At 66.1% G+C, this 19096-nt stretch carries 20 protein-coding genes; 6 read left to right on the top strand and 14 right to left on the bottom strand.

Annotated elements, in window-relative coordinates; genetic code table 11:
• Positions 1 to 12: 12 nt before the first annotated feature.
• The 4 genes from leuC to ACVWW6_RS08000 form a co-directional block, all read right to left on the bottom strand.
• Entirely contained in the window at positions 13 to 1419 is a 1407-nt protein-coding gene (leuC, locus tag ACVWW6_RS07985; RefSeq protein WP_011083319.1) for a 3-isopropylmalate dehydratase large subunit, read from the bottom strand.
• Between the two features lie 327 nt (positions 1420 to 1746).
• The gene (gene rplS, locus ACVWW6_RS07990; protein WP_011083318.1) at positions 1747 to 2127 is read right to left on the bottom strand and encodes a 50S ribosomal protein L19; all 381 of its coding nucleotides are present in this window, start codon (positions 2125 to 2127) and stop codon (positions 1747 to 1749) included.
• A 110-nt stretch (positions 2128 to 2237) separates the two neighbouring features.
• Positions 2238 to 3005, bottom strand: a complete 768-nt coding sequence (trmD, locus tag ACVWW6_RS07995) for a tRNA (guanosine(37)-N1)-methyltransferase TrmD (RefSeq protein ID WP_011083317.1) — start codon at positions 3003 to 3005, stop codon at positions 2238 to 2240.
• A 48-nt stretch (positions 3006 to 3053) separates the two neighbouring features.
• A complete protein-coding gene (locus ACVWW6_RS08000; RefSeq protein WP_456680484.1) occupies positions 3054 to 4277 on the bottom strand; it encodes an MFS transporter in 1224 nt (407 codons plus the stop codon).
• Between the two features lie 128 nt (positions 4278 to 4405).
• Between ACVWW6_RS08000 and ACVWW6_RS08005 the strand changes: the two genes are divergently transcribed.
• Positions 4406 to 5317: a LysR substrate-binding domain-containing protein gene (locus ACVWW6_RS08005; protein ID WP_456683132.1), complete on the top strand. Its 912-nt coding sequence runs from the start codon at positions 4406 to 4408 to the stop codon at positions 5315 to 5317.
• A gap of 6 nt (positions 5318 to 5323) precedes the next feature.
• Here ACVWW6_RS08005 and rimM read toward each other — a convergent pair whose 3' ends face one another.
• The 3 genes from rimM to ffh form a co-directional block, all read right to left on the bottom strand.
• Complete coding sequence (rimM, locus tag ACVWW6_RS08010; RefSeq protein WP_404524928.1) at positions 5324 to 5845, bottom strand: ribosome maturation factor RimM; 522 nt, start codon at positions 5843 to 5845, stop codon at positions 5324 to 5326.
• Positions 5846 to 5854: 9 nt separating this feature from the next.
• On the bottom strand, positions 5855 to 6187 hold the full coding sequence (gene rpsP / locus ACVWW6_RS08015) for a 30S ribosomal protein S16 (RefSeq protein WP_011083313.1): 333 nt from the start codon (positions 6185 to 6187) through the stop codon (positions 5855 to 5857).
• A gap of 85 nt (positions 6188 to 6272) precedes the next feature.
• Positions 6273 to 7820, bottom strand: coding sequence for a signal recognition particle protein (gene ffh / locus ACVWW6_RS08020; RefSeq protein WP_028174885.1), 1548 nt, complete (start codon positions 7818 to 7820; stop codon positions 6273 to 6275).
• Between the two features lie 388 nt (positions 7821 to 8208).
• Between ffh and ACVWW6_RS08025 the strand changes: the two genes are divergently transcribed.
• The gene (locus ACVWW6_RS08025; protein ID WP_456683133.1) at positions 8209 to 9273 is read left to right on the top strand and encodes an MBL fold metallo-hydrolase; all 1065 of its coding nucleotides are present in this window, start codon (positions 8209 to 8211) and stop codon (positions 9271 to 9273) included.
• Between the two features lie 223 nt (positions 9274 to 9496).
• On the opposite strand, the gene ACVWW6_RS08030 is transcribed toward ACVWW6_RS08025, so the two are convergent.
• Complete coding sequence (locus ACVWW6_RS08030) at positions 9497 to 10198, bottom strand: SIMPL domain-containing protein (protein WP_038965070.1); 702 nt, start codon at positions 10196 to 10198, stop codon at positions 9497 to 9499.
• A 5-nt stretch (positions 10199 to 10203) separates the two neighbouring features.
• Entirely contained in the window at positions 10204 to 10959 is a 756-nt protein-coding gene (locus ACVWW6_RS08035) for a GyrI-like domain-containing protein (RefSeq protein WP_161532731.1), read from the bottom strand.
• 235 nt (positions 10960 to 11194) lie between these two features.
• On the opposite strand from ACVWW6_RS08035, the gene dapF reads away from it, so the two are divergent.
• Complete coding sequence (gene dapF / locus ACVWW6_RS08040) at positions 11195 to 12070, top strand: diaminopimelate epimerase (protein ID WP_060909701.1); 876 nt, start codon at positions 11195 to 11197, stop codon at positions 12068 to 12070.
• Entirely contained in the window at positions 12070 to 13323 is a 1254-nt protein-coding gene (mtaB, locus tag ACVWW6_RS08045; RefSeq protein WP_456680485.1) for a tRNA (N(6)-L-threonylcarbamoyladenosine(37)-C(2))-methylthiotransferase MtaB, read from the top strand. Before dapF ends, mtaB begins: the two co-directional genes overlap by 1 nt.
• 172 nt (positions 13324 to 13495) lie before the next feature.
• Here mtaB and ACVWW6_RS08050 read toward each other — a convergent pair whose 3' ends face one another.
• Both ACVWW6_RS08050 and ACVWW6_RS08055 read right to left on the bottom strand, forming a co-directional pair.
• Positions 13496 to 14605 (bottom strand): DUF2336 domain-containing protein, encoded by a 1110-nt coding sequence (locus ACVWW6_RS08050; RefSeq protein WP_161532729.1) that lies wholly within the window; start codon positions 14603 to 14605, stop codon positions 13496 to 13498.
• 163 nt (positions 14606 to 14768) lie between these two features.
• Positions 14769 to 15470, bottom strand: coding sequence for an RluA family pseudouridine synthase (locus ACVWW6_RS08055; RefSeq protein WP_028174878.1), 702 nt, complete (start codon positions 15468 to 15470; stop codon positions 14769 to 14771).
• A 222-nt stretch (positions 15471 to 15692) separates the two neighbouring features.
• Between ACVWW6_RS08055 and ftsY the strand changes: the two genes are divergently transcribed.
• A complete protein-coding gene (gene ftsY / locus ACVWW6_RS08060; RefSeq protein ID WP_011083304.1) occupies positions 15693 to 16640 on the top strand; it encodes a signal recognition particle-docking protein FtsY in 948 nt (315 codons plus the stop codon).
• A 127-nt stretch (positions 16641 to 16767) separates the two neighbouring features.
• Positions 16768 to 17370: a septation protein A gene (locus tag ACVWW6_RS08065; RefSeq protein ID WP_011083303.1), complete on the top strand. Its 603-nt coding sequence runs from the start codon at positions 16768 to 16770 to the stop codon at positions 17368 to 17370.
• A gap of 113 nt (positions 17371 to 17483) precedes the next feature.
• Here the strand turns inward: ACVWW6_RS08065 and ACVWW6_RS08070 are convergent, their stop codons facing one another.
• Genes ACVWW6_RS08070 through ACVWW6_RS08080 form a run of 3 tightly spaced genes read right to left on the bottom strand, consistent with a single transcriptional unit; the run spans position 17484 to position 19038 of the window.
• Positions 17484 to 18068, bottom strand: coding sequence for a DsbE family thiol:disulfide interchange protein (locus ACVWW6_RS08070; RefSeq protein WP_011083302.1), 585 nt, complete (start codon positions 18066 to 18068; stop codon positions 17484 to 17486).
• Positions 18065 to 18250, bottom strand: a complete 186-nt coding sequence (ccmD, locus tag ACVWW6_RS08075; protein WP_304549637.1) for a heme exporter protein CcmD — start codon at positions 18248 to 18250, stop codon at positions 18065 to 18067. The genes ACVWW6_RS08070 and ccmD overlap by 4 nt, the downstream gene beginning before the upstream one ends.
• Positions 18247 to 19038 carry a heme ABC transporter permease gene (locus tag ACVWW6_RS08080; protein ID WP_011083300.1) on the bottom strand — a complete coding sequence of 264 codons (792 nt, stop codon included), beginning with the start codon at positions 19036 to 19038 and terminating at the stop codon, positions 18247 to 18249. The genes ccmD and ACVWW6_RS08080 overlap by 4 nt, the downstream gene beginning before the upstream one ends.
• Positions 19039 to 19096: the final 58 nt, after the last annotated feature.

A 19096-nucleotide genomic window follows, 5' to 3' on the forward strand; every position in this document is an offset into this window, starting at 1 on the left:
GCGGTGAGCGGCTTAGCGCCACTCCCTGACGTCGACGAAGTGACCCGCGATCGCAGCTGCCGCCGCCATCGCCGGCGACACCAGATGCGTGCGGCCCTTGAAGCCCTGGCGGCCCTCGAAATTGCGGTTCGAGGTCGAGGCGCAGCGCTCTTCCGGCTTCAGCTTGTCCGGGTTCATGGCAAGGCACATCGAGCAGCCCGGCTCGCGCCATTCGAAGCCGGCCTTGATGAAGATCTTGTCCAGACCCTCGGCCTCGGCCTGCTCCTTCACGATGCCGGAGCCCGGCACCACCATGGCGTTGACGCTGGCGGAGACCTGCTTGCCTTCCGCGATCTTGGCGGCGGCGCGCAGATCCTCGATGCGGCCGTTGGTGCAGGACCCGATGAAGACGCGATCGAGCTTGATGTCGGTGATCTTCGTCCCCGCCGTCAGGCCCATGTACTTCAAGGCGCGGTGCTTGGAGAGACGCTTGGCCTCGTCCGCGATCTTGTCGGGGTCGGGGACGATACCGGTCACCGAGATGACGTCCTCCGGCGAGGTGCCCCAGGTCACGATCGGCGGCAGCTTTGCAGCGTCGAGGCGCAGCTCGTGGTCGAAATGCGCGCCGTCGTCGGAGCGCAGCTTCTCCCAATAGCGCATCGCCGCGTCCCAGGCCGCGCCCTTCGGCGCCTTGGGGCGGTCACGCAGGAAGTCGTAGGCTTTCTGGTCGGGCGCGACGAGGCCGGCGCGGGCGCCGCCTTCGATCGACATGTTGCAGACCGTCATGCGGCCTTCCATGCTGAGCGCGCGGATCGCCTCGCCGGCGTATTCCAGCACGTAGCCGGTGCCGCCCGCGGTGCCGATCTCGCCGATGATGGCGAGGATGATGTCCTTGCCGGTCACGCCGTCAGGCAATTTGCCGTCGACGGTGACGCGCATGTTCTTGGCCTTCTTCTGGATCAGCGTCTGCGTCGCCAGCACGTGCTCGACCTCGGAGGTGCCGATGCCGTGCGCGAGCGCGCCGAACGCGCCATGCGTCGAGGTGTGGCTGTCACCGCAGACGATGGTGGTGCCGGGCAGGGTAAAGCCCTGCTCGGGGCCGATGACGTGGACGATGCCCTGGCGCTTGTCGAACTCGTTGTAATATTCGATGCCGAATTCCCTGGCATTGTCGGCCAGCGCCTTGATCTGCTCGATGCTCTCCGGATCCGGATTCGGCTTGGTGCGGTCGGTGGTCGGCACGTTGTGGTCGACGACGGCGAGCGTCTTCTCGGGCGCGTGGACCTTGCGCCCGGTCGCGCGCAGACCTTCGAACGCCTGCGGCGAGGTCACCTCGTGCACCAGATGGCGGTCGATATAGAGCAGGCAGGTGCCGTCGTCGGCCTCGTGCACCAGATGGTCGTTCCAGATCTTGTCGTACAGGGTGGTCGGCTTGGACATGAGCTTGAGCTCCGGGAATGTTGTGTCAGCGGATATGCGCGGATGGCGCGCGGGCAACAAAATCGTCGGCGCAGCTTTTAGGCTGCGCGCGTAAGCTCTGAGGTTGCCGAGGTCGCGAAGCGTCCGAAGAACCGGCCAGGCAGCCGCGAGCGATCGTCGATGACGATGTGCTTGACGGGGGCGAGACTGGTCAGATCTGGAAACATTCCAAGAATATATAGCAGGGAGATTTGGAAGCGCGAGGGCTTTGACGTGCACGGCTGACGCAACAAAAAAGCGCGGGGCGTTCGGCCCCGCGCTCTTCGAAACTTGCCTGGTGGGCGGAGCTTACTCGCCGACGGCAGCCTGGCGGTCCTGCTTCTCGACGATGCGGGCCGACTTGCCGCGAAGGTTGCGGAGGTAATAGAGCTTGGCACGACGCACCTTGCCGCGGCGCACGACCTTGATCGAGTCGATCATCGGCGACATCACCGGGAACACGCGCTCGACGCCCTCGCCGTACGAAATCTTGCGCACGGTGAAGCTCTCGTTGAGGCCACCGCCGGAACGGCCGATGCAGACGCCTTCATAGGCCTGCACGCGAGTGCGGTCGCCTTCGACGACCTTCACGTTGACGATCACGGTGTCGCCGGGACCGAATTCCGGAATGTCCTTGCCGGCGGACAGCTTGTCGAATTGCTCTTGTTCGAGCTGCTTGATCAGGTTCATGGGTAAATCTCCATCGGCGCGCCCAGCCTTTTCAAACGGGGGCTGCGCAAAATTCGTCTATCCAGCCATTGCGGATTTGGCCGCTGCTATAAGGCAAGCCGGAGCGTTTGTCACCCGTCTGTCTTGTTTTTTGGCGTTTTTTGGCGACCGGCCCGATTCGGAGCCTTGACCGGGATCTGGGCCCATAAATCGGGCCGCCGGGCCGCCGTCAGGGCCTCGGCTTCGGCCCGCCGCCAGGCGGCGACCTTGGCGTGGTCGCCGGAGGTCAGGATCTCGGGGATCGGAACCCCTTCGAACAGCTGCGGGCGGGTATATTGGGGGTATTCGAGCAGGCCGTCGGAGAAGCTTTCCTCGGTTCCCGAGGCTTCCTTGCCCATCACGCCCGGCAGCAGCCGGACGCAGGCGTCAATCAGCGCCAGGGCCGCGATTTCGCCCCCGGAGAGCACGTAATCGCCGATCGAGACCTCCTCCAGGCCCCGCCCGTCGATCACCCGCTGGTCGATCCCCTCGAACCGCCCGCAGACGATCAGGGGGCCGGGGCCCCGTGCGAGCTCCACGACGCGAGCCTGGGTCAATGGCCGACCCCGCGGGCTCATCAGCAGGCGGGGGCGTTCCTTTGAAGAACCTTGGCCGATCTCCGCCGCGTCGATGGCGGCCGCCAGAACATCCGCCCGCAGCACCATGCCCGGGCCGCCGCCGGCCGGGGTGTCGTCGACGCTGCGATGGCGGTCGGTCGCCGAGGCCCGGATGTCCCGCGCCTCGAGCTGCCAGAGCCCGGAGGCCAGCGCGCGGCCGGCCAGGCTCACGCCGAGCGGTCCCGGAAACATCTCCGGAAACAGCGTCAGCACCGTCGCGCGCCAGGGTGAGGAAGTCGTCATCGCCGCTGGTTAGGGCATTGCGGCCGACAGGTCGAGGCCTCGGATTCCTCAGGCTCGCCGGTCATTCGGCAGATGCGATGCCAGCACCAGCGCGAGCGGGCAGATCGCAAGCGCCGTGACGGCCGTCGCCGCGGTTGCCAGCGTCGGACCGACGGCGTCGCCGAGCAGGCCGTAGAGCACCGGCGCGATGGCGCCCGATCCGATCGTGCCGGTGTAGAACAGCGCGAAGGCGCGCTCGGTGCGATGGGGCGATGTGAGCTCGGGGACCGTGCCGTAGAGAACCGAGGACGTGCCGTTGAGCATCACGCCGAGCAGCGGCAGCACGATGATCGCCGGGATCAGCGGCAATGCGAGCACCGCGAGGATCAGCATGGCGGTGCCGCCCTCGGTGAGAAGCACGGTGCGGATCGTGCCGACGCGTTCGCCGAGCCAGCCGCAGGTGAATTTGCCGGCGGCGCCGCCGATGAAGACCATCGCCAGCGCAAAGCCGCTCGTCGGCAGCGAGGCGCCCTTGTCGCGCAGCAGGAACGGCAGGAAGGTGAGGAAGCCCATCCGCACCGCACTGTCGAGAATCCCGATCGCGAGCAGCCAGGAGAAGCCGCCGCGGCCGGCATGCGTGCCTTGCGTCGTGACCGCTGATTTGTGCGCAAACCCCTTGCCGACAGCCGGCATCAGCACCGCGAGGCAGAGCGCAACGACTAGGCCCATCAGTGCGACCAGAAGCAGCGCGTGCCGCCACGACATGATCACCAGCAGCACCGCGGTCAGGGCCGGGAGTGCCGCCTTGCCGAGATCGCCGCTGAAATTATAGATGCCGAGCGGTCCGCGCGCCGCGTTGCCATAGGCGCGCGACACTGCGGCCGAGGCGAGCGGATGCTGCGTGCTCGAACCCGCGCCGGATATGAGGAGCGCAAGGCCCAGTCCCATGACGCCGCCGGACAGTCCGGCCAGGACATAGCCGAGCGCGGCGAGCAGCGTGCCGAGCGCGAGCAGGATCTTGCCGTCGATCCGCTCGGCGAGGCGGCCGACCGGGATTTGCAGCCCGGCCATGGCGCCGGAATAGAGCCCGCGCATCACCGCCAGTAGCCCGTAGCTGAGCGCGAATTCGGCCTGCCAGACCGGCAGCAGCACATAGATCAGGTCGGTGTAGCCATCGTGCAGGGCGTGGTTGATGCCGGTCGCCGCCAGGGTGCGGCGCGGCTTGCTCAGCGTCTCCTCGCCGGGAGGGGCCGTTTGCGATTGCGATAGAAAACCTGAGGGGAGAATTGCCACGATCTCAAACCAAGAGCAGTCGAAAGACGAAGCTGTGTAAGTGCCTTGGCCTCCACTATGCGGCCTTCAAGAATCCGTCACAAACCAGTAATAATCGGATCATGCGCTAGAAATTCTATTGTATGGCCATGTTCGTTCCTCGCCGCAGCCTGCCGCCCCTGAACGCTGTCCGTGCCTTCGAGGCGGCGGCCCGGCTTGGCAGCTTCAAGGAGGCGGCCGGCGAGCTTGGCGTGACCCATGGCGCGGTCAGCCAGCAGATCCGCCTGCTCGAGACCTGGCTCGGGCCGCCGGCGCTGTTCCGGCGATCGGTGCGGCGGGTGGTGCTGACGCCGGCTGGCGCCGCGCTGCTCGCGGAGTTCGCGCCCGCGCTCGATCGGGTCTCGGCCGCCGTGCAGCAGCATCGCAAGCGTCGCGGCGAGGCGCCGGCCGCGGTGCTGCGCGTCAACGCGCTAGCGACATTCAGCCTGCGCTGGCTGTTGCCGCGCATGACAAGGTTTCGTGCCGAGCATCCCGATATCGAGGTGCGGCTGTCGACGTCGAACGATCCCGTGGATGCCTTGCCCGAGCTGTTCGACCTGGTGATCCGCGGCGGCCCCGACACCTTTCACGGCTTTGCGTCGCGCTTCCTGTTGTCGGAGCAGCGGCTGCCGGTGTGCAGTCCCGCTCTGCTCGCGAAGCTGCCGCTGACCGAGGTTGCGGATCTCAGCCGGCATACGCTGCTGCACGTCACCTCGATGCCGCGGCTGTGGCGCGACTGGCTGACCGATGCAGGCGAGTCCGCGCTGGAGGGCGCGGCGTCGCTGACCTTCGATCATTTCTATCTGACGCTTCAGGCGGCGCTCGACGGCCTCGGCGTCGCCATGGGACCGACGGCACTGATCGCCGACGATCTCGCGGCCGGCCGTCTGGTGACGCCGTTTCCGAACATCAGCCTGCCGGCCCGCAGCTATTTTGCTTACTTTCCCGAAGGGCGCGACGACGATCCGCATCGCGCGGTGTTCTGCGACTGGCTCGAGCAGCAGGGCCGCCAGACAGTCTGAGCGCGGTTAGCGCTCTTCAGCCTCCTCGCCCGCGATCTCCTGCGGCAGGGCGACCACGACGCGGCCGCCGGCTATATCGACCTCCGGCACCACCGCGTTGGAGAACGGCAGCAGCAGGGACGTGCCCTTCGGCGGCGCGATCTCGATGATGTCGCCGGCGCCGAAATTGTGGATCGCGAGCACGCGGCCGAGCGGCTCGCCGTCCGTGGTGACGGCGGCGAGTCCGATCAGATCGGTGTGGTAATATTCGTCCTCGTCGGTCGCGGGCAGCTTTTCGCGCGCGACGTAGAGCTCGATGCCGTTGAGGCGCTCGGCCTCATCGCGGGTCGTGACGCCCTTGAACGTCGCGACCAGATGATCCTTCGCCTCGCGCGCTTGCGCGACCTCGAACTGGCGCTTGCCGTCCTTGGACAGAAGCGGACCGTAGCGCTTGATGGCGAAGGGATCTTCGGTGAAGGTCCACAATTTGACCGCACCGCGCACACCATGCGCGGCGCCGATCCGCGCGACGCAGACCAGCGCCGACATGGTCTGGCCTTAACCCTTCGCGGCAGCTTCGGCCTGCGCCTTGCGCTCCTTGCGCGGCACGGCCTTCTGCGGGTTGTTGCGCGCTTCGCGCTTCTTGACGCCGGCGGCGTCGAGGAAACGCGACACGCGGTCCGACGGCTGCGCGCCCTTGGCGACCCAGGCCTTCACCTTCTCCATGTCGAGCTTGAGGCGCGCCTCGTTGTCCTTCGGCAGCAGCGGGTTGAAGTAGCCGAGACGCTCGATGAAGCGGCCATCGCGCGGAAAGCGCGAGTCGGCGACGACGACGTGATAGACGGGACGCTTCTTGGTGCCTGCGCGGGCGAGGCGGATAACGACGGACATTCAGTTCTCCTTCAAAGTACGTTTTGTTCGGTTGATTGGTATTCCGCGTTGCGCGAGACCGATGCGATCCCGTGCGACGAATTCCTCATTTCTTCTTGCCCGGGAAACCGCCGAGGCCCGGCAGCGTCGGCTTGCCGCTCAGCCCGGTCAGTCCAGGAAGGTTCGGCAGGCCGGTGCGAAGACCGGGCGGCAAATCCTTCGGCAAATTCGGCAGGCCTTGTCCGCCGCCGCTTTGCATCTTCTCCTGCATCGCCTTCATCTCTTCGGGCGAAGGCATCTTCATGCCGCCGCCAAAGCCCATCGCCTGGGCGATGCCAGCGAGCGGGCCGCGCTTGCCCGAGCCCATGGCCTTCATCACGTCGGCCATGTTCCGGTGCATCTTGAGCAGCTTGTTGACGTGCTCGACGCTCTGGCCGCTGCCTGCGGCGATGCGCTTCTTGCGGCTGGCCTTGAGCAGGTCGGGATGACGGCGCTCGTCGCGCGTCATGGAATCGATGATCGCGACCTGGCGCTTCAAGATCTTGTCGTCGATCCCGGCGGCCGCGATCTGGTTCTTCATCTTGGAGATGCCGGGCATCATGCCCATCAGGCCGCTGATGCCGCCCATATTGGCCATCTGCGACAGCTGCTCGCGCATGTCGTTGAGGTCGAACTGACCCTTGCGCATGCGCTCGGCGGTGCGCGCGGCCTTTTCGGCGTCGATGTTGGCGGCGGCACGTTCGACCAGCGACACCACGTCGCCCATGCCGAGGATGCGGCCGGCGATACGGTCGGGATGGAAGTCCTCCAGCGCGTCGGTCTTTTCACCGGTGCCGATCAGCTTGATCGGCTTGCCGGTGACGGCACGCATCGACAGCGCGGCGCCGCCGCGGCCGTCGCCGTCCACGCGGGTCAGCACGATGCCGGTGAGGCCGACGCGCTCGTCGAAGGCGCGGGCAAGATTGACGGCGTCCTGGCCGGTGAGCGAGTCCGCGACCAGCAGCACTTCATGCGGATTCGCGGCAGCCTTGATGGCTGCGGCTTCCGCCATCATGTCTTCGTCGAGCGTGGTGCGGCCGGCGGTGTCGAGCAGCACGACGTCGTAGCCGCCGAGCTTGCCGGCTTCCAGCGCGCGCTTTGCGATCTGCGCCGGCTGCTGTCCCGCCACGATCGGCAGGGTCGGAATGTCGAGATCGCGGCCGAGCACGGCCAGCTGCTCCATCGCCGCCGGGCGATAGACGTCGAGCGAGGCCATCAGCACCTTGCGCTTGTCGCGCTGGACCATGCGGCGGGCGAGCTTCGCGGTGGTGGTGGTCTTACCGGAGCCCTGCAGGCCGACCATCATGATCGGCACCGGCGGCACGGAATTGATGTCGATGGTCTGGCCTTCGGCGCCGAGCGTGTTGATCAGCTCGTCATGGACGATCTTGACCACCATCTGGCCGGGGGTCACCGACTTGACGACGGTGGCGCCGATCGCCTGCTCGCGGACGCGTTCGGTGAAGCTGCGCACGACTTCGAGCGCAACGTCGGCCTCCAGCAGCGCGCGGCGCACCTCGCGCATCGCGGCGTCGACGTCCTTTTCGGTCAGCGCACCGCGCCCCGTCAGACGATCGAGGATGCCGCCAAGCCGTTCCGACAGATTGTCGAACAATGCCGTTGTCCCTTGTCCTGCTCGCGCAGGGTTGCCGCATTCACCACTGTCATGCCCCGCCTTCGCGGGGGATGACCAGTTCTCGGTCCGTGGCCTGAAGCCAGGAAGCGATCTTCCAAACACCTTTGCGCCCGAGGGCGCATAGCGCTGTCGGGCGTTGACCTCTGGCCTCCAGGGCCAGTCGGCGGGTCGAAAAGAAAGCCTTTCCGAGAAAGTGGCGGGGTTAAACGCCGCTCCCGCCCAAAAGTCAAGGAAAGTTAGGGCGCCGTAACGCTCCTGGTAGGGCAAGGCTCTGAAATTATGACCCTTTTGGCGATGGGTTCCTTTTCTGGCGGGCCCCGCCCATATAGGCGGTGATGTCTTGCCGTCCATCCCTAGAATCCCGCCGGTGCCGGTCGCCCGCCGCCGCCTTTTCGGACTGCTTGCCGGAGCCGGTGCGCTGGTCGGCGTCCCCTCCCTCTGGATGTCCCGCATGAAGACCTATGACGGTCCCGCCTCCGACCATTTCAACGGCCTGCACTTCTTCGATCCCGACGGCGCGCCGCCGAAACCGCTTCGCGAGGTGCTGCGCTGGCAGTTCAGCGGCAAGCGGCAGCGGGCGGCCTGGCCGGATTGGGCTCCGAGCCCCCATGCCGACACCCCGCCGGAGCGCGTCGACGGCGGCAAGGCGCGGCTCTCCTTCGTCGGTCACGCCAGCTGGCTGATCCAGGCCGGTGGCCTCAACATCCTCGTTGATCCCGTCTGGTCCTCGCGGGTGTCGCCCGTCGGCTTTGCCGGCCCGAAGCGGCACAACGATCCCGGCATCGCCTTCGAGAAGCTGCCGAAGATCGACGTCGTGCTGGTCTCGCACGGGCACTACGATCATCTCGACATCGCGACGCTGTCGCGGCTCGCCAAGAATTTTGCTCCGCGGGTGGTCACGCCGCTCGGCAATGACGTGACGATGCGCAGCACCGACTCGTCGATCAAGGCCGAGGCGTTCGACTGGCACGACCGCGTCGAGCTCGGCGGCGGCATCGCCGTGCATCTGGTCCCGACGAGGCACTGGACGGCGCGCGGCCTGTTCGATCGCAACAAGGCGCTGTGGGCGAGTTTTGTGTTGGAGACGCCGGCCGGGAAAATCTACGTCGTCTGCGATTCCGGCTATGGCGATGGCAGACATTTCCGCCGCGTCGCGGAGAAGCACGGGCCGTTACGCCTGGCGATCCTCCCGATCGGCGCCTACGAGCCGCGCTGGTTCATGCGCGACCAGCACATGAATCCGGAAGATGCCGTGAAGGCGCTGCTCGATTGCGGCGCGCAGGACGCGCTCGGGCATCATCACGGCACTTTCCAGCTGACGGATGAGGCGATCGACGCACCGGCCAAGGCGCTGGTCGAGGCGCTGGATGCCGCGCAGATTCCGCAGCAGCGGTTCGTCGCGATGAAGCCGGGGCAGGTGGTGGAGATTTAGCTCCGCTGTCGCCACCCATACAGCTCGTCGTCCCGGGGCGCGACGAAGTCGCGAGCCCGGGACCCATACCCACAGCAAGACGTTTGACGAAGACTCGTCGTTTTCAGTCTTCCCGCGGTACGGCGACCTGCGCCTACCGAAAGATCACGCGGTATGGGTCCCGGCCTTCGCCGGGACGACAGTTGTATTTGTAGCGAGCAGTGTGCCTCTTACGGCGCTACGTCTACTGCCCCTGCTTGATCGCCCAGCTCACATTCACCGTCACCGACAGCGTCTCCTCGCCCGGTGCGACGGCGGCGGGTGCGGCCATCGGTGCCGTGGCCATTCGCGCCTTGAACAACGGCACCGGCGCGCCGCCTTCGGAGACGCTGAGCGGTGCACCCAGCGTGACGCCGGTGGCCTTGGCGTAGATCTCGGCCTTGCGGCGGGCATCCGCCACCGCCTGCTCGCGGGCGTCGTCGAGCAGTTTTGACGCCTGCGTCACCTCGAACGAGATGTTGCCGATATCGTTGGCGCCGGCGCTGACCAGCGTGTCGATGATGCCGGCGATCTTGGTCACATCGCGAATCTTGACGGTGACGCGATTGGAGGCGCGGAAGCCGACCACGGGCGAGGCGCCGGTGGATTTGTTCTGGCCGTATTGCGGCTGCAGCGACAGCCGTGAGGTCTGGTAATCCTTCTCGGCGATCCCGGCCCCCTTCAACGCCAGAAGCACCTTGCCCATCGCGGCGTTGTTGGCGTCGGAGGCTTCCTTCGCCGTCTTGGCGTCATTGGCGACGCCCGCGTCGATCTGCGCAAGATCGGGCGCCACGGAAACGGTGGCCTCGCCGCTCACCGAGATCGCGGAGGGAAAATCGTCGGCGAGCACGGGCGTTGCCAGCAGCGTGGCAGCGAAAACGGCGGCGAGTACGGCAGGCTTTTTCATCGGTCTCACTTCAGTGGCACGAAAACATTGATCACGAGCTTGTCCTCCGCCGTCTTCAGGGGATCGGTGAGGTACTCCTCGATAAAGGTGTCCTTGGCTTCCAGTCTCTTGTCGTCGAGGTGATTGGTGATCGCCTCGTAGGTGTTGTCCATGTTGTCGTAGGAGCCGCGATGGACGAATTTCAGCGCCTTGCCTTCAGGCGATTTGCCGACGCTCATGTCCTTGGGCAGGTTTTTGGGATCCTGCTCGACCGGAATCTCGGCGAGGAAGGTGAAGCCGGTGTCGTCGGTCGAGGTATAGACGATCATCGAATTGCCGGCGTGCTTGATGCCCTGCTTGTCCAGGAGCGTGTTCAGCGCCTTGAAGGCGTCGACTAGCGTGTCGAAGGCCGAGTCCCAATTGGCAGTGCCCTTGACCATCACGACCTTCCTGGACTCGAGCGTGGTCTCGAGGCCAAAGGGATCGGCGGTCTGGACCGGGGCGGGGGTGGCGGCGACAGCCGGGGCCGTCGGGCTGGGCGAGGTGCTGGCTGCGGGCGCGGGCGATGCTGCGGGAGCCGGTGAGGCGCTCGCCGCAGGCGAGGGCGTTGCCACGGGAGCGGGCGAGGCACTTGCAGCCGGGGCGGGCGAGGCCGACGGGGCCGGCGAGGGGCTCGCCGAGGCAGCCGGCGCCGGGCTCTGCGCCAGAGCGGCGGATAGCCCAAGCGACAAGGCCGCTGCCGGGATCAGCGCGGCCAGAGCGAGGCGACGAAAAGTGTTCATTTTATTCTCCCCAAGGCCTTGGTCCAGCAAGGCCCTAATTCATCAAGACCTTACCCACCAAGGCCCTAACCCGGCCGCGCGTCCCGGTTCGCGCGAGCCGCGCCGTTCTAACACGCGAGCGCCGAATTCGTCCCATGACAGATGCGTCATGGCGAACGTCCTGGCGCCCGGCGGCAAATCACTGGCCAAGCGGCCAAGGATCGCCATATAAGGCAGGCGAAATTCAGGAAATTTCATGAGCGCGCTGGCCAACCACGCATTTGCCAAGATGAACGGTATCGGCAACGAGATCGTCGTTGTCGACATGCGCGATTCCACGGCAAAGGTGACGCCGGACGATGCCCGCGCGGTGGCATCCGCGCAGGGCGGCGTGCCCTACGATCAGCTCATGGTGCTTCAGAAGCCGCGGCTCGACGGCACCGAGGCCTTCATCAGCATCTACAACAATGACGGCTCCGAAGCCGGCGCCTGCGGCAACGGCATGCGCTGCGTGGTGCGGCGCATCTTCGAGAAGACCGGGCAGGCAACAGCGACGTTCGAGACGGCCGCCGGCCTGCTCAATGCCTGGCAGGGCCCGGCGCCCGATCTCTATACCGTCGACATGGGCGTGCCCAAGTTCGGCTGGCAGGACATTCCGCTGGCGGAAGAGTTTCGCGACACCCGCTACATCGAATTGCAGATCGGGCCGATCGACAATCCGATCCTGCATTCGCCCTCAGTGGTGAGCATGGGCAACCCGCACGCGATCTTCTGGGTCGACGACGTCAACGCCTATGACCTCGCGCGCTTTGGTCCGCTGCTGGAAAACCATCCGATCTTCCCCGAGCGCGCCAACATCACGCTCGCCCATATCGTCGACCGCGACCACATCACGATCCGCACCTGGGAGCGTGGCGCCGGCCTCACCAGGGCATGCGGGTCGGCGGCCTGCGCGACGGCCGTCGCCGCAGCACGCCTGAAGCGCGCCAATCGCAACGTCGAGATCACGCTGCCCGGCGGCAAGCTCGGCATCGAATGGCGCGAGCGCGACGACCACGTGCTGATGACGGGCACCGCGACCTTCGAATATGAGGGCAATTTCGATCCGGCGCTGTTCGCGCCGGTCGGATAATGTCCGTCGATATCGTCACCTTCGGCTGCCGCCTCAACGCCTTCGAGGCCGAGGTGATCCGCAGCAAAGCCGAAGGCGCAGGTCTCGTAGACACCATCGTCATCAACAGCTGCGCCGTCACCAACGAGGCGGTGGCGCAGGCGCGGCAGTCGATCCGCAAGCTGAAGCGCGAGCGGCCGGGGGCGCGCATCGTCGTCACCGGCTGCGCCGCACAGACGCAGAGCCGGATGTTCGCCGATATGGCCGAGGTCGATCGCGTCGTCGGCAATGACGACAAGATGCGCAGCGATGCCTGGCGCGAGGCGCGCGATGCCTTCGACATCGGCGCCAGGGAGAAGATTGCCGTCAGCGACATCATGGCGGTGAAGGAGATGGCGCCGCATCTCATCGACGGCTTCGCAAGCGGTCTGCCGCGCGTGTTCGTGCAGGTGCAGAACGGCTGCGACCATCGCTGCACCTTCTGCATCATCCCCTATGGCCGCGGCAATTCGCGCTCGGTGCCGATGGGCAGCGTGGTCGAGCAGGTGCGGGCGCTCGTGGAGCGTGGACACGCCGAGATCGTGCTGACGGGGGTGGATCTCACCAGCTATGGCGCCGACCTGCCGGGCGCGCCGAAGCTCGGCATGCTGACGAAGCAGATCCTGCGGCATGTGCCGGAGCTGAAGCGCCTGCGCATCTCCTCGATCGATTCGATCGAGGCCGACAACGATCTGCTCGACGCGATCGCGGACGATGCGCGGCTGATGCCGCATCTGCATCTGTCGCTGCAGTCGGGCGACGACATGATCTTGAAGCGCATGAAGCGGCGGCATTTGCGGGGCGATGCGATCGCCTTCTGCGACCAGGTGCGGCGCCTGCGCCCGGACGTCGCCTTCGGCGCCGACATCATCGCGGGCTTCCCGACCGAGACCGAGGCGATGTTTTCCCGCTCGCTCGATCTGGTCGAGGAATGCGGCCTGACCTTCCTGCACGTCTTCCCCTATTCCCCGCGCCCCGGCACGCCCGCCGCACGGATGCCGCAGATTGCGGGGCCTGAGATCAAGGGACGCGCGCGGCGGCTGCGTGCGGCTGGAGAGGCAGCATTGCGTCAGAGGCTGCAAGCCGAAATTGGCGCAACGCGCGATGTGCTGATCGAAAGTGAGAGCCAGGGCCGCACGGAGCACTATCTGCCGGTGGCGATCGCGGGCGCGCGTGTGGGAAGCGTCGTGCCGCGGATGATCGTCGGCAGCGATGGTGAGCGGTTGACCACGTAATTTGCCGTCGTCGTCCTGGCGAAAGCCAGTACCCATTACCCCAGGGAGAAGTTGCTGCACGGGATTGCCAACCACCAGTCTTCGCCAAATTGAATTCGGTGGTTATCGGTCCTGGCTTTCGCCAGGACGACAGCGGAGGGCGTGGCCCGCAGCGCGCCTCAAACCCGCTCCGCTACGACGCCCGCACCTGCCAGAACCGCAGCGTGCGCCGCGCGTTCTCCGGCGTCATTCGTGCGTAATGCCCCTGCGCTCTCGCAAGATCCGCCGGCTTCATCGCGCCGGTGGCGAAGCGGCTTTCGAGCACGGCGGCGGTGGTCTCCCAGCTGAGCTGCGCCGCCTTGCACGGCACCAGCAGGCCGTCCTCGCGCAGGCTCTGCATCAACGGGCGAATCACCTCGACGGTGGATTGCGACAACACCGCCAGCGCCGCGACGGTTTCTTCATAGCGCCGCTGCTTGGCAAAGCTGAACAGCGTCGCCTCGTTGAGCTGGCCGGATGCCTTGAGACCTGCGATGGCGCGCTTGGCGCCTTCGAAATCGCGGACACCGGACATCTCGCGCGTGACGCCGGCGGTAACGGCGGCGATCGCGCTCTGGATTTCCTCGAACAGATGCGGCGGCGCGCGCGACAGCAGGCGGGTGCGAACCGTGTCCGTCGCCGAGCGCAGCAACTGGCGGCGCAGCTCCGATGGCAGATCGACGCGGACGCCGACGCTGACGGCGAGCTCCGGATCGCTCTCCGCCTGTCCGACGATGACGGCAAATCCGTTTCCGGAGACGCGTGCGCCCGGATTGGCGGCAAGCCGCCGGCTGACACTGGGATAGCGGCGCGCCAGCAGCGCGTCGGTGACGATCTCCTTCAGCCACCAGCGCCCGGCGACTGCGAGCAGATGCGGTTCGCCCTTGGATGATGCGATCTTCACCAGCTCGCCGTCGTCGAGGCGCGCGGATTCCTGGAGCACGGGTCCGGCGATGCGGATCTCGTCATTGTTGGCGAGGCGGCGGATGACGGAGGGCGGCGCCTGTGCGATCGGCGCAAGCTGCGCGCTGATCTCGGCCAGCGCCACGCGTGCGCCCATGTCGGCGATGGCGCGGAGCTCGATGGTGCCGATCAGGCGCTCGAGCACCTCGTCGAACAGCGCGATCTGCTCGTCGTCAAAACTGCCGGCGGAGGACAGGAACAGGTCGGTGACGCGGCGGGCCGTCTCCAGGCCCTTTTCCGCCGAGCCAATCCGAAGTGCGGATTCGACCTCGTCGATGATCGATAGCTCGGCCTTGGACATGACGCGCGGCTCGTCCTGAGCGGATTGACGGAAGCTTGTTCTAAGCGACCGCTATCATTAGAGGCGAGCCCTGAACGTTTCGTAAACCATGGCCGAGGAGAACGAAGTGCTGCCGCGGCGGCGCTGCGCTCCCTCTCCCGCAAGCGGGAGAGGTGAACGGCACCTATTCCCCATTCCACCCGCAGGCGCGCAGTTTTTCGTGCATGTGCGGCGGGGCCGGGGCCACCACGCGGACCGGCTCCTTGTTCCGGGAGATCGGCACTACGATCTCGCGGGAGTGCAGGTGCAGCTTCGGCTCGCCGAAGCGCGGGCCGTTGCCGTAAATGTTATCGCCGAAGATCGGCCAGCCGGTCGCGGCCGAATGCACCCGCAATTGATGGGTCCGCCCCGTCACCGGTTCCATGGCGAGCCAGGTGAAACCGTCACCCCGGCCCATCACCTTCCAGTTGGTGATCGCCTTCTGGCCTTCGGGATCGGGCTTCTGCCACCAGCCGCGCTCGGCATTGAGCCGGCCGAGCGGCATATCGATGGTGCCTTCGTCCTCGGCGGGCCCGCCTTCGACCACGGTCCAGTAGGTCTTGCCGATCTTGCCGTGCTTGAACAGCAGGCCGAGCGAGGCGGTCGCCTTGCGATGGCGGCCGAGGATGAGGCAACCGGAGGTGTCCTTGTCCAGCCGGTGGGCCAGCACCGGCGGCCGCGGCAGGCCGAAACGGAGCGCGTCGAAGGATGCCTCCAGATTGGCGCCGCCCTTGGGGCCGCGATGCACCGGCAGACCGGCCGGCTTGTCGATGACCAGCATCAATCCGTCGCGATGGAGCACGCGGCCCAGGATTTCGTCGGCGGTCAGTTCGGGAACATCGAGCAATGGCAGGACTTTCGGTCAAGACTTTCGTTTGGGAGCCGGAACGGCTAACACACCAGTGCGGTGGATTTGGCATTCGCTCAGCGGCTGCCGCGAAATGTGAAGCGAATGCCAAATCCAGGGCCGCACTGGCAACAATATTTTCTCGTGCCGCTCTTCGATTTGAAGTTCCTAACCGGACTTGCGGCAAGAGAGTAGGAACTTCAAATCGTCGGCACGAGCATCATGAACGATACCACGTCAGATCCCCCCAAGCTGAGCTGGTGGCGCCGCCTGTCCAACGGGCTGAAGCGCACCTCGTCCTCGCTCGGGACCGCGGTCGCCGACCTCGTCACCAAGCGCAAGCTCGACCGCGCCATGCTCGACGACATCGAGGACGTGCTGCTGCGCGCCGACCTCGGCACATCCGTCGCGGTGCGCATCGCGGACGCCGTCGGCACCGGGCGCTACGACAAGGCGATCTCGGCCGACGAGGTCAAGGACGTCGTTGCGACCGAGGTCGAGAAGGTGCTGGCGCCGGTGGCGAAGCCGCTCGAGATCGATGCGGCCAGGAAGCCGTTCGTCATCCTCGTCGTCGGCGTCAACGGCTCCGGCAAGACCACCACCATCGGCAAGCTCTCGCAAAAATTCGCCTCCGAAGGCCGCAAGGTGATGCTGGCCGCCGGCGACACTTTTCGCGCGGCAGCCATCGAGCAGCTCAAGGTCTGGGGTGAGCGTACGAAAACACCGGTCATCGCGGGCACGCAAGGCTCCGACTCGGCGAGCCTCGCCTTCAACGCGCTGACGGCGGCGAAGGAGCAGAAAACCGACGTGCTCCTGATCGACACCGCCGGGCGGCTTCAGAACAAGGCCGAGCTGATGAACGAGCTCGAAAAGGTCGTGCGTGTCATCCGCAAGGTGGACGACACTGCGCCGCATGCGGTGCTGCTTGTGCTCGACGCCACCGTCGGCCAGAACGCGCTGTCGCAGGTCGAGGCCTTCCATCGCACCGCCGGCGTCACCGGCCTCGTGATGACCAAGCTCGACGGCACGGCGCGCGGCGGCATCCTGGTGGCGCTCGCGGAGAAATTCAAACTGCCGGTGCATTTCATCGGCGTCGGCGAAGGCGTCGACGATCTCGCGCCGTTCACCGCGCGCGATTTCGCCCGTGCGATCGCCGGAATCGAGTCATAGGTTTCTTTCGTCATGCCCCGCGCAGGCGGGGCATCCAGTACGCCGCGCCGCCGGTTGTCGATCACAGGTGCCACGGAATACTGGATCCCCCGCATTCGCGGGGGATGACATCAACGAAAGTCAGGGAATGGACAAGACCCAGCCGCATCCGCTGTTCAAGCTTGCGACCGAACTCGGTCCGCTGCTCGTCTTCTTCTTCGTGAATGCGAAGTTCAATCTGTTCGCCGCGACCGGCGCCTTCATGGTCGCGATCGTCGCGGCGATGATCGCCTCCTATGTGGTGACGCGCCATATCCCGATCATGGCGATCGTGACGGGCGTGATCGTGCTGGTGTTCGGCACGCTGACGCTGGTGCTGCACGACGAGACCTTCATCAAGGTCAAGCCGACCATCATCTACGGCCTGTTCGCCGCCATCCTCGGCGGCGGCCTGCTGTTCGGCCGCTCCTTCATCGCCGTGATGTTCGACCAGATGTTCAACCTCACGCCGCAGGGCTGGCGCATCCTGACGCTGCGCTGGGCGCTGTTCTTCGCCGGCATGGCGGTGCTGAACGAGATTGTCTGGCGCACCCAGAGCACGGATTTCTGGGTGAACTTCAAGGTGTTCGGCGTGACGCCGATCACGATGATCTTCGCCATCGCCCAGATGCCGCTGACCAAGCGCTATCACCTCGAGCCGGTCTCGCTGGAAGCGAGCGAGGCGGATGCGGGGGATGTGAGGAAGGGGTGACTGTTTAATGTCATTCCGGGGCACGCGAAGCGTGAACCCGGAATCTCGAGATTCTCAGGTGCGCAAGTGCGCACCATAGTTCGGCTCTGCGAGCCGCCCCGGAATGACAGTAACTACTTCAGCGCCTTCTCCATCTGCGGCAGCAGCACGCTCCGCAGATTATCCGGCGTAATCGGGCCGACCAGCTTGTAGACGATGGTGCCCTCACGTCCGACGACGAAGGTCTCCGGCACGCCATAGACGCCCCATTCGATCGAGGCGCGGCCGTTGGCATCCACGCCGACGCGGCCGAACGGGTTGCCGTAGCGGCCGAGGAAGCGGCGGGCGTTGTCGGCCGCGTCCTTGTAGTTGATGCCGACGAGCTGGAAGCGCTTGTCTTTCCCCAGCTCGGTCAGAAGCGGCGCCTCGTCATGGCAGGGTACGCACCAGGAGGCCCAGACGTTGACAAGGCTGACCTTGCCCTTGAACGCGGCGGGATCGAGACCCGGCACCTGGACGTTGTCGGCCTGCAATCCCTCGAGCGGCGGCAGGGCGGTCTGCGGCGCCGGCCGTCCGATCAGCGCGGAGGGAATCCGCGAAGGATCGCCGCTGCCGAGCCGGAACCAAAACAGCAGCGCCAGGCCGATGAAGGCGATCAGCGGCAGCACCATCAGGAAGGTGCGGCGCTGCGGGTTCGCGGAAGTCGACTGCTCGCTCATGGCCGATCCATCGCGCTGCGCCCCGAGCGGCGGGTGATGCCGCTGCGGTCGAGGTCGCGCAGGCGGCGGGTCTGGCTGTGATAGTCGGTCGCGATCCAGCCGATCAGGATCGCGACCACGAGCGCGGCTGCGGCATAGGACGTCACGATGAAGGAGGCATAGGGACCGAGCGACATGATCATGCGGCCCCGACTTCGTTTGACGCGTTGTTTTGACGCGAACCGGCGCCCATTTCGCTCGAAAACGCCATGCGGCTCGCCTGCATCATCTGCAGCGAGCGGACACGGCGGCGCAGGATCTCGTTGCGCATCGCCGCCAGGTGCAGCGTGACGAACAGCAGGGTGAACGCGATCGCCATCACCAGCAGCGGAATCAGGAACGATTTGTCGAGCGACGAACCGCCCATGCGCATCACCGAGGCCGGCTGGTGCAGCGTGTTCCACCAGTCGACCGAGAACTTGATGATGGGCAGGTTGATCGCGCCGACCAGCGTCAGCACCGCGGCAGCGCGCGCCGCGCGCGAGGGATCGTCGACCGCGCGCCACAGCGCCATCAGGCCGAGATACATCAGGAACAGAATCAGCACCGAGGTCAGGCGAGCGTCCCATTCCCAATAGGTGCCCCACATCGGCCGGCCCCACAGCGAGCCGGTCAGCAGCGCGAGGAAGGTGAAGGCGGCGCCGATGGGAGCTGCCGCCTTCGCGGCGACGTCGGCGAGCGGATGCCGCCACACCAGCGTGCCCAACGAGGCGATGCTCATCACGCCCCACACGAACATCGACAGCCAGGCGTTGGGCACGTGGATGAACATGATCTTCACGGTCGCGCCCTGCTGGTAGTCGTCGGGCGCTAGCGCGGATTGGTAGAGGCCGATCGCGAGCAGGATGACGGTCGCGGCCGCAAGCCACGGCAACACCCGCGCCGTCAGCGCGAGGAACCGTGTCGGGTTGGCGAGGTCGATCAGCGTCATGGTATTCTGATAATCACAGGTCAGCACTCACGCAATCAGCATAAAAGCGGGCAGCGAA

Source organism: Bradyrhizobium sp. USDA 3311 (assembly GCF_054062495.1).

What these genes read in the sequence shown, in the direction of transcription:
- ACVWW6_RS08035 (WP_161532731.1), bottom strand. Translation starts at nt 10,959, where the DNA reads ATGAACACTTTTCGTCGCCTCGCTCTGGCCGCGCTGATCCCGGCAGCG.
- ftsY (WP_011083304.1), top strand. Translation starts at nt 15,693, where the DNA reads ATGAACGATACCACGTCAGATCCCCCCAAGCTGAGCTGGTGGCGCCGC.
- rplS (WP_011083318.1), bottom strand. Translation starts at nt 2,127, where the DNA reads ATGAACCTGATCAAGCAGCTCGAACAAGAGCAATTCGACAAGCTGTCC.
- ACVWW6_RS08030 (WP_038965070.1), bottom strand. Translation starts at nt 10,198, where the DNA reads ATGAAAAAGCCTGCCGTACTCGCCGCCGTTTTCGCTGCCACGCTGCTG.
- ACVWW6_RS08050 (WP_161532729.1), bottom strand. Translation starts at nt 14,605, where the DNA reads ATGTCCAAGGCCGAGCTATCGATCATCGACGAGGTCGAATCCGCACTT.
- ACVWW6_RS08065 (WP_011083303.1), top strand. Translation starts at nt 16,768, where the DNA reads ATGGACAAGACCCAGCCGCATCCGCTGTTCAAGCTTGCGACCGAACTC.
- leuC (WP_011083319.1), bottom strand. Translation starts at nt 1,419, where the DNA reads ATGTCCAAGCCGACCACCCTGTACGACAAGATCTGGAACGACCATCTG.
- ACVWW6_RS08080 (WP_011083300.1), bottom strand. Translation starts at nt 19,038, where the DNA reads ATGACGCTGATCGACCTCGCCAACCCGACACGGTTCCTCGCGCTGACG.
- dapF (WP_060909701.1), top strand. Translation starts at nt 11,195, where the DNA reads ATGAGCGCGCTGGCCAACCACGCATTTGCCAAGATGAACGGTATCGGC.
- mtaB (WP_456680485.1), top strand. Translation starts at nt 12,070, where the DNA reads ATGTCCGTCGATATCGTCACCTTCGGCTGCCGCCTCAACGCCTTCGAG.
- ccmD (WP_304549637.1), bottom strand. Translation starts at nt 18,250, where the DNA reads ATGATCATGTCGCTCGGTCCCTATGCCTCCTTCATCGTGACGTCCTAT.
- rimM (WP_404524928.1), bottom strand. Translation starts at nt 5,845, where the DNA reads ATGTCGGCGCTGGTCTGCGTCGCGCGGATCGGCGCCGCGCATGGTGTG.
- ACVWW6_RS08005 (WP_456683132.1), top strand. Translation starts at nt 4,406, where the DNA reads ATGTTCGTTCCTCGCCGCAGCCTGCCGCCCCTGAACGCTGTCCGTGCC.
- trmD (WP_011083317.1), bottom strand. Translation starts at nt 3,005, where the DNA reads ATGACGACTTCCTCACCCTGGCGCGCGACGGTGCTGACGCTGTTTCCG.
- ACVWW6_RS08070 (WP_011083302.1), bottom strand. Translation starts at nt 18,068, where the DNA reads ATGAGCGAGCAGTCGACTTCCGCGAACCCGCAGCGCCGCACCTTCCTG.
- rpsP (WP_011083313.1), bottom strand. Translation starts at nt 6,187, where the DNA reads ATGTCCGTCGTTATCCGCCTCGCCCGCGCAGGCACCAAGAAGCGTCCC.